The organism is Mycobacterium sp. GA-1841, from assembly GCF_001954135.1.
In the GTDB taxonomy this organism is placed as follows: Bacteria; Actinomycetota; Actinomycetes; order Mycobacteriales; family Mycobacteriaceae; genus Mycobacterium.
This window is the reverse complement of sequence record NZ_MBEQ01000120.1, coordinates 69,209-82,438: the sequence shown is the minus strand read 5'-3', so window position 1 is coordinate 82,438 and position 13,230 is coordinate 69,209. Positions and strand designations below refer to the sequence as shown.

Below are 13,230 nucleotides of genomic sequence, written 5' to 3'. Positions count from 1 at the left end.
TCGGCCCATGACCGTTCTGCCCCGCGGTGGTCGGCCACGGCGCGGCGGCCGAAGGCCGGGCTGGCTCCTCTTGACGGTATTGCTGGTGCTCGCCATTCTGGCCAGTTCCGCACTGGTGTTCACCGATCGTGTCGAGTTGCTGAAGCTCGCCGTCATCCTGGCGCTGTGGGCTGCCGTGGTCGCGGCCTTCGTCTCGGTCATCTACCGCCGGCAAAGCGACCTGGATCAGGCCAAGGCGCGGGATCTGAAGTTCGTCTACGACCTGCAGCTGGACCGGGAGATTTCGGCGCGGCGGGAGTACGAGCTGACCGTCGAGACCCAACTGCGCCGCGAGTTGGCCTCGGAACTTCGCGCGCAGGCCGCCGACGAGGTCGCCGCGCTGCGTTCCGAGCTGGCCGCCCTGCGGGCGAATCTGGAAATCCTGTTCGACACGGACCTGGTGCACCGCCCGGCCATCGAGACCGACAAGAGCGCGGTGCGCACCGCGGGCCGGGTCACCGCCAGCCGTCTGGATGTGCCGCCGGTCGAGGTCACCGACATCCGCACCTCGCGGACCGAGGAAAGCCCGATCATCGATGTCCCGGCCGAGCCGCACCCACCGGACAACGACTGGGTGAGTTCGGGTGGTGCCCACCGGCTGCCGTCCCGGCCGATGCCCGCGGGGGAACCGCCGCGTCGCCGTCGGCGCCAACAGCAGGAAACCGCACGCCGGCCAGAGCCACCGCGGCGCGAACCACGTGTGGAGCCCGAACCTCGCCTGGAACCCGAGGCCCAGCCTCAGCCGCAACCGCAAGCCCGTCCCGAGCCGCAACCGGCGGCACGTCGGCAAGCTGAGCCGACGTCGGCCTGGGCACCGCCGCCACCGCCGCCGACCATGCCCCCGATGCAACCGTCGCCGACGATCGAGGCTCCTCAACCGGAGCCCGAGCCTGCGCGGGCGCCGGAACCGGAACCGGTTCCCGAACCGGCCGGCACCGGTTGGCAACCGGCGCCCGCCGAGGGCCAGTGGATTCCCGCGGGCGCACCGGGCAGCAACTGGGCGGCCCCGGTGACCCCGCAGAACGGCGCTGCGGCCGAGTATGTCGGCCGGCGTCGCGCTCCCGAATCCAGCACCGCCTCCACCCCGAGCCCGCAGACCTCCCCAGAGCCTGCCGCGGCCCCGGACCACACGCCGGTAACCCCCACGGTTGAACCACCCGTCTCTCCCGCCCCGGCCATGTCGGCTGCTCAGACACCGGAGCCGCCGCGCGGTCGCCACTCCGCCCCGGCCGAGTCAGATCCCGCCCGACCCGCCGCTCAGCCGTCGCCGGCGCTGGCCGCTGAACCGTCCGCACCGCCGGAGCCCCCGCAACCATCGCAGCGGGGGTCGCGGCACCGAAGTGAGGACGAGCCGGAGCCGCAGAACGGGCATCACGCCGACGGGCAGTCGGTCAGTGAGCTGCTGGCGCGGTTCCAGTCGGCCCCGGCCGAAGGCGGGCGTCGCAGGCGTCGCGAACCGTGAGCTAGTCTCGTGACGACCGTCCGGTACCCGCCACGCGGGACTGGAACGAGAACCTATTAATCCTGTGAGGTCGTCTGCGATGCAGCAGCTCCCAGCGGACGGGTGGTCTGCACCTGAGGGATTGCGTCCGGCCAGGCTCAGCGTCGGCGTCATATCCGCCGGCCGGGTCGGCACGGCGCTCGGCCATGCCCTGGAGCGGGTCGAACATGTGGTGGTGGCGTGCAGCGCGATCTCGGAGGCCTCGCGGTTACGGGCGCAGCGCCGGTTACCCGACACTTCGATCCTTCCGGTCGCCGAGGTGGCCCAGCGCGCCGAACTGTTGTTGCTGGCAGTGCCCGACGCCGAGCTGGCCTCGCTGGTATCCGGCCTGGCCGCCACCGGAGCGGTGCGGCCCGGGACCATCGTGGTGCACACCTCCGGGGCCAACGGCATCGCGGTGCTGGCCCCGCTGACCGAGCAGGGCTGCATACCACTGGCCATTCACCCGGCGATGACGTTCACCGGTTCCGACGAGGACATCACCCGGCTGCCGGACACCTGCTTCGGTGTCACCGCCGCCGACGAGGTGGGGTATGCGATCGGGCAGTCGCTGGTGCTGGAGATCGGTGGTGAGCCGTTCCGGGTTCCCGAGGACGCCAGGACCTGCTATCACGCCGCACTGGCGCATGCGAGCAACCACCTGGTCACACTGGTGCTGGATGCCGTCGACACGTTGCGGGCCTCGCTGCGCGGTCAGGAACTGCTCGGCCAGGAGCTCGTCGGCGACGCTCCCGGCGGGCTGCCCGAGCGGGCGGTGGGACCGCTGGCCCGGGCCGCCCTGGAGAATGCGCTGCAACGGGGCCAGGCCGCCTTGACCGGGCCGGTGGCCCGCGGTGACGCGGCTGCGGTGGCGGCACACCTGCAGGCGCTGACCGAGCTGAATCCTCAACTGGCCCAGTCGTATCGGGCCAATTCGCTGCGGACCGCCCAACGTGCCCACGCGGCCGACGACGTGCTGCAAGTTCTGACGGAATCGAGCCCGGAAACGAGTCAAGGATGACCCACAGCATTCCTCCCAAGTTCGTGGCCGGCGAGCTCAACGTCTACTCCACGCCTGCCGACGTCGCGGCGGTGACCCGTGCGCTGCGCACCAGCGGCCGGCGCGTCACGCTGGTGCCGACCATGGGCGCCTTGCACGAAGGGCATCTGGCCCTGATCCGTGCGGCCAAGCGGGTTCCCGGTGCGGTCGTGGTGGTGTCGATCTTCGTCAACCCGCTGCAGTTCGGCGCCGGTGAGGATCTCGACGCCTACCCGCGCACCCTCGACGACGACCTGGCCGCCTTGCGCGCCGAAGACGTCGACATCGCTTTCACCCCAACCGCTTCGGCCATGTACCCGGACGGGCCGCGCACCAGTGTTCAGCCCGGCCCGGTCGGCGAGGAGCTCGAAGGAGCTTCGCGCGCAGGACATTTCGCCGGTGTGCTCACCGTCGTGCTCAAACTCCTGCAGATCGTCCGGCCGGACCGCGCCTTCTTCGGCGAGAAGGACTATCAGCAACTGGCGTTGATTCGGCAGATGGTCGCCGATCTGAACGTGGACGTACAGATCGTCGGGGTGCCCATCGTGCGGGAGTCCGACGGGCTGGCGATGTCCTCACGCAACCGCTACCTCGACGCCGACGAGCGCGAACAGGCCGGTGCGCTGTCAGCCGCCCTGTTGGCCGGCAAATACGGCGCGGCGGGCGGCGCCGCAGCGGCGGTCGAGGCCGCCCGCGCCGTGCTCGACGAGGTGCCCGCCATCGACGTCGACTATCTCGAGGTGCGCGATCCACTGCTGGGTCCCGCACCGGCCGAAGGTCAGGCCCGGCTCCTGGTGGCTGCGCGGCTCGGCCGAACCAGGCTGCTGGACAACATCTCTGTCGACATCGGAGCGTCGGCCGGCATCGACGGGCATCCCCGCGTCGGCGACGACAACCACGAACTGCCCTGGAGGAACTGATGCAGCGCACCATGTTGAAATCCAAGATTCACCGCGCCACCGTGACGCAGGCCGATCTGCACTATGTCGGTTCGGTGACCATCGACGCCGACCTCATGGAGGCCGCCGACCTGCTCGAAGGGGAGCAGGTCACGATCGTCGACATCGACAACGGCGCCCGGCTGGTGACCTATGCGATCACCGGTGGGCGCGGCACCGGGGTGATCGGGATCAACGGCGCCGCAGCGCATCTCATCCATCCCGGGGATCTGGTCATCCTGATCGCCTACGGGGTGATGGAGGACGCCGAGGCCCGCACCTATCGGCCGCGGATCGTGTTCGTCGACAACGACAACAAGCAGATCGACCTCGGCGAGCACAGCCACGACCCGGCGTATGTTCCCGAAGATGCCGCCGAACTGATGTCGCCACGCTGATGCTTCTTGCCATCGACGTCCGCAACACCCACACCATCGTCGGGTTGATCTCCGGGGCCGGGGAACACGCGAAAGTGGTGCAGCAGTGGCGCATCCGGACCGAGTCCGAGGTGACCGCCGACGAGTTGGCGCTCACCATCGACGGCCTGATCGGTGAGGATTCGGAACGTCTGACGGGCGCGACTGCGCTCTCCACGGTGCCCTCGGTGCTGCACGAGGTGCGGCTGATGCTCGAGCAGTACTGGCCGTCGGTGCCGCATGTGCTGATCGAGCCCGGTGTGCGTACCGGCATCCCGCTGCTGGTCGACAACCCGAAGGAAGTGGGCGCCGACCGGATCGTCAATTGCCTTGCCGCCTACCACAAATACGGCTCCGCTGCGATCATCGTCGACTTCGGCTCATCGATCTGCGTCGACGTGGTCTCGGCCAAGGGCGAGTTCCTCGGCGGGGCGATCGCACCCGGGGTTCAGGTGTCTTCTGACGCTGCTGCCGCGAGATCTGCCGCGCTGCGCCGGGTCGAGTTGACCCGGCCGCGTTCGGTGGTCGGCAAGAACACCGTGGAGTGCATGCAGGCCGGCGCCGTTTTCGGGTTCGCCGCGCTGGTCGACGGGCTGGTCAACCGGATCCGCGACGATGTCGACGGGTTCGCCGGCGACGACGTCGCAGTGGTGGCCACCGGCTATACCGCCTCGCTGGTGCTGCCGGATCTACGTACCGTCGAGCACTACGATCCTCACCTCACCCTCGACGGCCTGCGCCTGGTGTTCGAACGCAACCGAGACAGTCAGCGCGGGAAGCTCAAGCCGGCCCGGTAACCGTCGGCGTGGCGTGGCGCGGGTCGGCGTTCATTTAAGCTGGCATTCTGTGAGCCCCGCCGATCGCGACGACGCGTCCCAGTCCCAGGCCGACCTTCCCGAACAATTCCGGATTCGTCAGGCCAAGCGGGAGCGTCTGCTGGCCGAGGGCCACGATCCCTACCCGGTGACGGTTCCCCGCACCCATACGTTGGCCGAACTGCGCGCGGCCTATCCCGAGCTGGCCGCCGACACCCAGACCGGCGACATCGTCGGCGTCTCCGGCCGCGTGGTGTTCGCCCGGAACTCGGGCAAACTGTGCTTCGCGACGCTGCAGGAGGGCGACGGCACTCAGCTGCAGGCCATGATCAGTCTGGCCCAGGTAGGGCAGGAATCGCTGGACGCCTGGAAGGCCGACGTAGACCTCGGCGACATCGTGTTCGTCCACGGCGAGGTGATCAGCTCCAAGCGCGGTGAGCTCTCCGTGCTGGCCGATTCGTGGCAGATGGCCGCCAAGGCGTTACGCCCGCTTCCGGTTGCCCACAAGGAGATGAGCGAAGAGGCTCGCGTCCGTCAGCGGTATGTGGATCTCATCGTCCGTCCGGAAGCGCGCAGCATCGCCCGGCAGCGGGTCGCAGTGGTTCGGGCCGTGCGTTCGGCATTGGAACGGCGGGGATTCCTGGAAGTCGAGACGCCGATGCTGCAGACGCTGGCCGGTGGCGCGGCGGCCCGGCCGTTCATTACCCACTCGAATGCGCTCGATGTCGATCTGTACCTGCGGATCGCGCCGGAACTGTTCCTCAAACGCTGCATCGTCGGCGGATTTGACCGGGTTTTCGAGTTGAATCGGAACTTTCGCAACGAAGGTGTCGATTCCACGCACTCGCCGGAATTCTCGATGTTGGAGACATATCAGGCGTACGGCGACTACAACGATTCGGCGGTCGTCACGCGCGAACTTATTCAAGAGGTCGCCGATGAGGCGATCGGTACCCGTCAAGTGCCATTGCCTGATGGCACAATCTATGACCTCGACGGGCAATGGGACACATTGGAAATGTATCCCTCACTATCCGAGGCGCTCGGTGAGGAGATCACTCCCGAGACATCTGTCGAGCACTTGTGGCGTATTGCCGAGCGCCTGGAGCTCGAGATTGCGCGGGACCGTGGATACGGACACGGGAAATTGGTCGAGGAACTCTGGGAACACACCGTGGGCGCAAAGCTCTGGGCGCCAACGTTCGTCCGCGACTTCCCGGTCGAAACCTCGCCGTTGACCCGGGCCCATCGCAGCATCGCCGGCGTCACCGAGAAATGGGATCTCTACATACGACGTTTCGAACTCGCCACCGGCTATTCCGAACTCATCGACCCGGTAATCCAACGGGAACGTTTCGAGGCCCAGGCCCGTGCCGCGGCCGCCGGTGATGACGAAGCAATGGTTCTCGACGACGATTTCCTTGCCGCATTGGAGTACGCGATGCCGCCCACCACCGGCACCGGAATGGGTATCGATCGCTTGTTGATGGCGTTGACGGGCTTGTCTATTAGGGAGACGGTTTTGTTCCCGATTGTTCGTCGTCACGGTAACTGACACAGCAACTGGACCCTCGTGATCCACACCGTGTTGGAAATATGCGTGTTTTTGTGGCACATTGGGCCTCGGGTGCAGGATACTCAGGCTTAGTCACCAATGGCGTGTGCAGAAGGGTTCGGTGCGGGGTAATGGCAAAGAAAGTGACCGTCACGTTGGTCGACGATTTCGACGGTGAAGCCACTGCCGACGAGACGGTTGAATTCGGTCTCGACGGCGTCACCTATGAGATCGACCTTTCCTCCAAGAACGCCACCAAGCTTCGCAATGATTTGAAGCAGTGGGTCGAGGCCGGCCGTCGCGTCGGCGGGCGCCGGCGTGGGCGTGCGGCCGGCCCGGCCAAGGGCCGTGGTGCCATCGACCGCGAGCAGAGTGCCGCCATTCGTGAATGGGCCCGACGCAACGGGCACAACGTGTCCACCCGCGGACGCATCCCGGCAGACGTCATCGATGCTTTCCACGCCGCCACATAAACAACCGCAACTCAACCGATAGTTGCCAGCTCCGGACCGGTGAGAATTCCCGGTCCGGAGTTTTTCGCTAGTGGCGAACCCGAAAGCCGTGGATTCGGGAAACGATTCGCCGACCGGCGGCGTTGCTCATCTGCAGCACCGGTTGCGGGTGGGTCTCCTCGGGCGGAACAGACCGCCAACCTCCGCGCCCGGGGCGGCCGCCCACTAGAGTGGACGGCAGGTACTACGTGCGGGCTGTGAGAAAACCGATATAACAAAGCCGTACGCGGGTATCGCTACGCGATGGAGAGCAGGTAACCACCGATGTTTGAGAGATTTACCGACCGTGCCCGCAGGGTCGTCGTCCTGGCGCAAGAAGAAGCCCGGATGCTCAACCACAACTACATCGGGACCGAGCACATCCTGTTGGGTCTTATTCACGAGGGCGAGGGCGTAGCCGCCAAGTCGCTGGAGTCGTTGGGTATCTCGCTGGAAGGTGTGCGCAGCCAGGTCGAGGAGATCATCGGCCAGGGGCAGCAGGCACCGTCCGGCCACATCCCGTTCACGCCCCGCGCCAAGAAGGTGCTGGAGCTCTCGCTGCGTGAGGCGCTGCAGCTCGGCCACAACTACATCGGCACGGAGCACATTCTGCTCGGCCTGATTCGTGAGGGCGAGGGCGTGGCCGCGCAGGTGCTGGTCAAGCTCGGTGCCGAGCTGACGCGCGTGCGTCAGCAGGTCATCCAGCTGTTGAGCGGCTACCAGGGCAAGGAGGCCGCCGAGGCTGGTACCGGTGGCCGTGGCGGCGAGTCCGGCAACCCGTCCACCTCGCTGGTCCTCGACCAGTTCGGCCGCAACCTGACTGCCGCCGCCGCCGACGGCAAGCTCGATCCGGTCATCGGCCGTGAGAAGGAAATCGAGCGGGTCATGCAGGTGCTGAGCCGACGCACCAAGAACAACCCGGTGCTGATCGGCGAGCCCGGCGTCGGCAAGACCGCCGTCGTCGAGGGCCTGGCCCAGGCCATCGTGCACGGCGAGGTCCCCGAGACGCTCAAGGACAAGCAGCTCTACACCCTGGACCTGGGGTCCCTGGTGGCAGGCAGCCGCTACCGCGGTGACTTCGAGGAGCGCCTGAAGAAGGTGCTCAAGGAGATCAACACCCGCGGCGACATCATCCTGTTCATCGACGAGCTGCACACGCTCGTCGGTGCCGGTGCTGCCGAGGGTGCCATCGACGCGGCCTCGATCCTGAAGCCCAAGCTGGCCCGCGGCGAGCTGCAGACCATCGGCGCCACCACCCTCGACGAGTACCGCAAGTACATCGAGAAGGACGCCGCCCTGGAGCGCCGCTTCCAGCCGGTGCAGGTGGGTGAGCCGACCGTCGAGCACACCATCGAGATCCTCAAGGGTCTGCGCGACCGTTACGAGGCGCACCACCGCGTCTCGATCACCGACGGCGCCCTGGTGGCCGCGGCCACCCTGGCCGACCGGTACATCAACGACCGGTTCCTGCCGGACAAGGCGATCGACCTGATCGACGAGGCCGGTGCCCGCATGCGCATCCGCCGGATGACCGCTCCGCCAGACCTGCGCGAGTTCGACGAGAAGATCGCCGACGCGCGCCGGGAGAAGGAATCCGCGATCGACGCGCAGGACTTCGAGAAGGCTGCGAGCCTGCGCGATCGGGAGAAGCAGTTGGTCGCCCAGCGCGCCGAGCGGGAGAAGCAGTGGCGTTCCGGTGATCTCGACGTGGTCGCCGAGGTCGATGACGAGCAGATCGCCGAGGTGCTGGGTAACTGGACCGGTATCCCGGTGTTCAAGCTGACCGAGGCCGAGACCACGCGCCTGCTGCGCATGGAGGAGGAGCTGCACAAGCGGATCATCGGCCAGGAAGACGCCGTCAAGGCCGTCAGCAAGGCGATCCGCCGCACCCGCGCCGGCCTGAAGGATCCGAAGCGTCCGTCCGGTTCGTTCATCTTCGCCGGCCCGTCCGGTGTCGGTAAGACCGAGCTGTCCAAGGCGCTGGCCAACTTCCTGTTCGGCGACGACGATGCGCTCATCCAGATCGACATGGGCGAGTTCCACGACCGCTTCACCGCGTCGCGGCTGTTCGGTGCCCCTCCGGGCTACGTCGGCTACGAAGAGGGCGGCCAGCTCACCGAGAAGGTGCGCCGCAAGCCGTTCTCGGTCGTGCTGTTCGACGAGATCGAGAAGGCCCACCAGGAGATCTACAACAGCCTGTTGCAGGTCCTGGAGGACGGTCGTCTCACCGACGGTCAGGGCCGCACGGTCGACTTCAAGAACACGGTGTTGATCTTCACCTCCAACCTGGGCACGTCCGACATCTCCAAGGCGGTCGGGCTGGGCTTCAGCCAGGGCGGTGGCGAGAACAACTACGAGCGGATGAAGCAGAAGGTCAACGACGAGCTCAAGAAGCACTTCCGGCCTGAGTTCCTCAACCGCATCGACGACATCATCGTGTTCCACCAGCTGACGCAGGACGAGATCATCCAGATGGTCGACCTGATGATCAGCCGGGTCGGCAACCAGCTCAAGGCCAAGGACATGGAGATGGAGCTGACCGACAAGGCCAAGGCCCTGTTGGCCAAGCGTGGTTTCGATCCGGTGCTGGGCGCGCGGCCGCTGCGGCGCACCATCCAGCGCGAGATCGAGGACCAGCTCTCGGAGAAGATCCTCTTCGAGGAGCTCGGCCCCGGTCAGCTGGTCACGGTCGACGTCGAGAACTGGGACGGCGAAGGTGCCGGCGAGGACGCGAAGTTCACGTTCTCCGGTGCGCCGAAGGCAGCCAGCCCCGACGGTCCGGATCTGGCCAAGGCCGGAGCTGCGGCAGAATAGTCGCCTCCGGCGACGAAGCCGAATAGTCGCCTCCGGCGACGAAGCGCAACAAGGTCCACGACGAAGAATGCCCTCGCCACAACGGCGGGGGCATTTTTCATACCTGTTTCATACCTGCCGTAGGGAGAACTCCTGCGCGGTAGTTACGATGCTGCTGTAATGACAGGCACAGGAACCTGGTGGGACTCCAGGACGGCCGCGCCACTGTGAACAGTCAGACCCTGACCTGTCGCACACACGGACTGGGACGCGAATTCCCGGGAAGGACCCGTAGATGACTTCCGCAGAGGCACGTAAGAGCCACGCTCCGGCAATTGACCTGTCGGCCACCAAGGCGGTGCTCTGGCTGACGATGACGGCGTTCTTGGCGCTGCTCGCGCTGTACTTCGTCGGCATGGATCAGGGCGCCACCTCGGTGCTGGGCAACAACACCTACGTGCATGAGTTCGTGCACGATGCTCGCCACCTGCTCGGTTTCCCCTGCCACTGATTCGCAGCGAGACACCGACACAATGGAAAAACACATCATCGGGCGCGGCCTGTTGGCCGGCGCCCTGGCCGGCGTGCTCGCGTTCGTCTGGTCGAAGTTGTTCATCGAGCCGGTGATCGGCCGGGCGATCGACTTCGAGAACGGGGTCGGGGCAGCCCATGAAGCCGCCGGACACAGCCACGGCGGGCATTCACACGGCGGCGAAGAGAGCGCCGAGCTGTTCTCCCGAGGCGTCCAATCGAACATCGGCATGGGCCTGGGTGTCCTGATTTTCAGCGTGGCGATGGGCGCTCTGCTGGCGGTCGTGTTCTGCGTGGTCTACGGCCGGATCAATCTTTCCGCGCGGGCACTGGCGGCCCTGACGGCAGGGGGCATGCTGGTCTCGCTGTGGATCGTCCCCGCGCTGAAGTACCCTCCGAACCCGCCCGCGGTGAGCCTGGACGAGACCATCAAGCAGCGCACGCTGCTGTACGTGCTCTTGGTGGTGCTTTCGGCGGCGCTGTTCGTGGGCTCGATCTTGTTGGTACGCCGGCTGATCCCCAAGTTCGGGGTGTGGAACTCCGCACTGATCGGTGTGGCGGACTACGTGGTCTCGATGGCCGTGGTGTTCCTGATCCTGCCGACGATCGACGAGACGCCGTCGACGTTCCCCGCCGACGATCTCTATGAGTTCCGGCTGTATTCGCTGGGTACGCAGATCGTCATCTGGACGACGATCGGCCTGGCTTTCGGGGCCCTGGTGTCCAAGCTGCTCGACGGCAAGCGTCAGGAGCAACTGACCGCGTGAGCCGCGAGCGTGAGTGAGGTCGTCCGGCTGTCGCTGGTGTCGCATGCCATGACGGACGCCACCGCAGCCGGGCGATTCCCCACCGACGAGGCCCTCAATCAGTTGGGCCACCGGCAGGCCGACGCGGCTGTCGACCCCGGTGTCCTCGATGCGGCCGCCGGCCGCGGTGTCCTCGACGCCGCATTCTGTGGGCCCGAGAAGCGGGCCCGCCAGACCGCCGAACTGCTCGGACTGTCGGCCATCGTCGAACCGCAATTGGCCGATCTCGATTTCGGAAGTTGGCGGGGTGCGGAGCTGAGCGGGGTGCTGCCGGCGGATCTGGCCATCTGGTTGACCGATCCCACCCAGGCGCCGCACGGTGGCGAGTCCGTCGTCGACCTCGTCGAGCGGGTGCGCACCTGGATGGACGGTGTGGCCGCGGCGCGGGGCCGGTTGGTCGCGGTGACGCATCCCGCGGTGATCCGAGCCGCCATCCTCGTCGCCCTGGATGCCCCGCCGAAATCGTTCTGGCGCATCGACATCGCACCGGTGAGCCGCACTGTGATGCATTTCCGAGGCCACGCCTGGACCCTGCGGAGCAGTTAGTTCCCGTCCCGGGTTTTGTCGACCGGGACACCGGTTTTCTACGGCAGGGTTGTCGTTCGGCGACGACCACAGCCCTCAGGTAGGAGCCGGCGCAGCCCAGACCCTCCTAACCCACGGGTGCCATGGCGAACGCCCGCTTGGCGATCGAGAGCAGCCAGCCCGCCGCTGTCGGGCTGCGGAACTTCGGCCAGTTCAACTGGAAGCTGACCACCCAGGGTTGCCCGGTGTGGTCCACCGCGTACCAGCTGAAGGTCAGATCGCCGGGCAGGTTGCCGCCCTTGGCCCCGATGTAGTTCCACTTCGCCGGATCCAGGTCGATGCCGGGCAGCGCCGACAGGATGTCCTTGACGGGTGCCGCCGGGCCGACTGCGGAGGCCTGCAAGGCGGCGTGCACCCGGCAGATGTCGGCCGCACTGGCGAACCACTCCAGACCGTCATCGGACGCCGGCGTATGGGTGCGGTTCGGATCCGGTTCATAGGGGCGGTTGTTGGTTTGTTTGAGCAGCGCGACCCGGCCGGCGGGTGACGCGGTCTTCCACTGATCCCGCAGATTCGGTTCGCCCCAACCGACCGAGAACACTTCGTGCATGGTGGGGAACGGGGTCATGCTCGCCGGGTCGTGATGACCGGCTGTCACCAGCGCACGTTCCACCGCGGCTGTACCCACCCGCTCGATCAGCAGGTCGGTGGCCATGTTGTCGCTGGCCGAGATCATCTGCTGGGCTGCGGTGCGCACGGTGATCTGCGCGCCGGGCGGCAGTTTGTCCAGACCTGCCGATCCGAGCTTCTTGCCTTCCCTGGTGATCGTCAGGTGATCGTCCCACTGCAGTGTGCCTGCTTTGATGGCATCCGAAACGGCAAGCAGCACATACAGTTTGAAGATCGACGCCAGTGGCAGGGACAACTCGGTGTTGGTGCCCGCCACCTTCTCGCACTTGCCGTCGACGACCTTCGACACGCCGTACGAGTAGCGCGCCCCCGATTTCGTCAGCTCGGTGTCGATATCCGACCAGGTGTCGATCCGCGGCGGCACCAGCGTGATGTCGAAGCGGTCGACAAGACCGACGTCGTTGGTCTTGAGATCGATGTCCTGGGCCACGTTGTAGGAGTTGAGGACGTGCAACGTCGCCTGGGCCGCGCCGATGTCCACCGACGTGACCCGGAACGGTCGATCCCACCAGATCGAGTCCATCTTGGTGCCCACCAGGTCGACCTTCTCCGGTGCGGCCAGCGTGCGCACGCCGATCGGGCCGATCGGCCAGTCGGAGTTGAGCATGTCCATGGTCTGCTTGGCCCGCAGACCGGGTGGGGTGATGGTGTCGATGTGCGCGCCGTAGGACACTTCGGCTGCGGGCGCGACCTGGTGCGAACAGCCACAAGCCAGCGATGCGGCAACCGCGACGACGGCCGTCAGGCCGAGGGCGCGGTGCAGCATCCGGCCGCGGCTACGCCTTGGCAGCGGGCCCTGCAACGTCCAGCACAACCTCGAACTCCAGCAGCGATGCGCCGGTGGCGACCGGGTTGGCGTGCTCACCCTTGTGGGCCTCGGCAGCGCGGCCGGTGGCCCAGGCCTGGAACGCCTCTTCGTTTTCCCACTGGGTCACCACGAAGTACCGTTCCTCGCCCTTGACCGGGCGCAACAGTTGGAAGCCGAGGAACCCGGGCTGGTTGTCGACGGAGTGTGCACGGTTGGCGAACCGCTTCTCCAGTTCCGGGCCTGCGTTGGGTGGTACTTCGATGGCGTTGATCTTCACGACAGGCATGTCGTTCAGGCTACCGCT

The 13,230-nt window shown here is 66.6% G+C and carries 13 protein-coding genes and 1 riboswitch; of the genes, 11 read left to right on the top strand and 2 right to left on the bottom strand.

Annotated features, from left to right (window positions below; all coding sequences use genetic code 11):
• Nucleotides 1-7 precede the first annotated feature (7 nt).
• From A5740_RS27195 to A5740_RS27145, 11 genes are all read left to right on the top strand, one after another.
• Nucleotides 8-1,501 (top strand): DUF6779 domain-containing protein, encoded by a 1,494-nt coding sequence (locus A5740_RS27195; RefSeq protein WP_076199476.1) that lies wholly within the window; start codon nt 8-10, stop codon nt 1,499-1,501.
• A 79-nt stretch (nt 1,502-1,580) separates the two neighbouring features.
• Entirely contained in the window at nt 1,581-2,540 is a 960-nt protein-coding gene (locus A5740_RS27190) for a Rossmann-like and DUF2520 domain-containing protein (protein ID WP_076199388.1), read from the top strand.
• On the top strand, nt 2,537-3,478 hold the full coding sequence (gene panC / locus A5740_RS27185; RefSeq protein WP_076199386.1) for a pantoate--beta-alanine ligase: 942 nt from the start codon (nt 2,537-2,539) through the stop codon (nt 3,476-3,478). The genes A5740_RS27190 and panC overlap by 4 nt, the downstream gene beginning before the upstream one ends.
• Complete coding sequence (gene panD, locus A5740_RS27180) at nt 3,478-3,894, top strand: aspartate 1-decarboxylase (RefSeq protein ID WP_076199384.1); 417 nt, start codon at nt 3,478-3,480, stop codon at nt 3,892-3,894. Before panC ends, panD begins: the two co-directional genes overlap by 1 nt.
• The gene (locus tag A5740_RS27175) at nt 3,894-4,709 is read left to right on the top strand and encodes a type III pantothenate kinase (RefSeq protein WP_076199382.1); all 816 of its coding nucleotides are present in this window, start codon (nt 3,894-3,896) and stop codon (nt 4,707-4,709) included. Before panD ends, A5740_RS27175 begins: the two co-directional genes overlap by 1 nt.
• 49 nt (nt 4,710-4,758) lie before the next feature.
• On the top strand, nt 4,759-6,282 hold the full coding sequence (lysS, locus tag A5740_RS27170; RefSeq protein WP_076199380.1) for a lysine--tRNA ligase: 1,524 nt from the start codon (nt 4,759-4,761) through the stop codon (nt 6,280-6,282).
• Nucleotides 6,283-6,413: 131 nt separating this feature from the next.
• The gene (lsr2, locus tag A5740_RS27165) at nt 6,414-6,755 is read left to right on the top strand and encodes a histone-like nucleoid-structuring protein Lsr2 (protein WP_076199378.1); all 342 of its coding nucleotides are present in this window, start codon (nt 6,414-6,416) and stop codon (nt 6,753-6,755) included.
• A gap of 303 nt (nt 6,756-7,058) precedes the next feature.
• The gene (gene clpC1, locus A5740_RS27160) at nt 7,059-9,587 is read left to right on the top strand and encodes an ATP-dependent protease ATP-binding subunit ClpC (protein WP_076199376.1); all 2,529 of its coding nucleotides are present in this window, start codon (nt 7,059-7,061) and stop codon (nt 9,585-9,587) included.
• Between the two features lie 129 nt (nt 9,588-9,716).
• Nucleotides 9,717-9,836: riboswitch (cobalamin riboswitch) on the top strand.
• 25 nt (nt 9,837-9,861) lie between these two features.
• Nucleotides 9,862-10,077, top strand: coding sequence for a CbtB-domain containing protein (locus A5740_RS27155; protein WP_076199374.1), 216 nt, complete (start codon nt 9,862-9,864; stop codon nt 10,075-10,077).
• Nucleotides 10,078-10,099: 22 nt separating this feature from the next.
• Nucleotides 10,100-10,864 carry a CbtA family protein gene (locus A5740_RS27150; protein WP_076199372.1) on the top strand — a complete coding sequence of 255 codons (765 nt, stop codon included), beginning with the start codon at nt 10,100-10,102 and terminating at the stop codon, nt 10,862-10,864.
• Between the two features lie 9 nt (nt 10,865-10,873).
• The gene (locus A5740_RS27145) at nt 10,874-11,449 is read left to right on the top strand and encodes a histidine phosphatase family protein (protein ID WP_076199370.1); all 576 of its coding nucleotides are present in this window, start codon (nt 10,874-10,876) and stop codon (nt 11,447-11,449) included.
• 106 nt (nt 11,450-11,555) lie between these two features.
• On the opposite strand, the gene A5740_RS27140 is transcribed toward A5740_RS27145, so the two are convergent.
• Both A5740_RS27140 and mhuD read right to left on the bottom strand, forming a co-directional pair.
• Nucleotides 11,556-12,884, bottom strand: a complete 1,329-nt coding sequence (locus A5740_RS27140; RefSeq protein ID WP_083654461.1) for a serine hydrolase — start codon at nt 12,882-12,884, stop codon at nt 11,556-11,558.
• A 10-nt stretch (nt 12,885-12,894) separates the two neighbouring features.
• On the bottom strand, nt 12,895-13,212 hold the full coding sequence (gene mhuD / locus A5740_RS27135; RefSeq protein ID WP_076199368.1) for a mycobilin-forming heme oxygenase MhuD: 318 nt from the start codon (nt 13,210-13,212) through the stop codon (nt 12,895-12,897).
• Between the last annotated feature and the right edge of the window lie 18 nt (nt 13,213-13,230).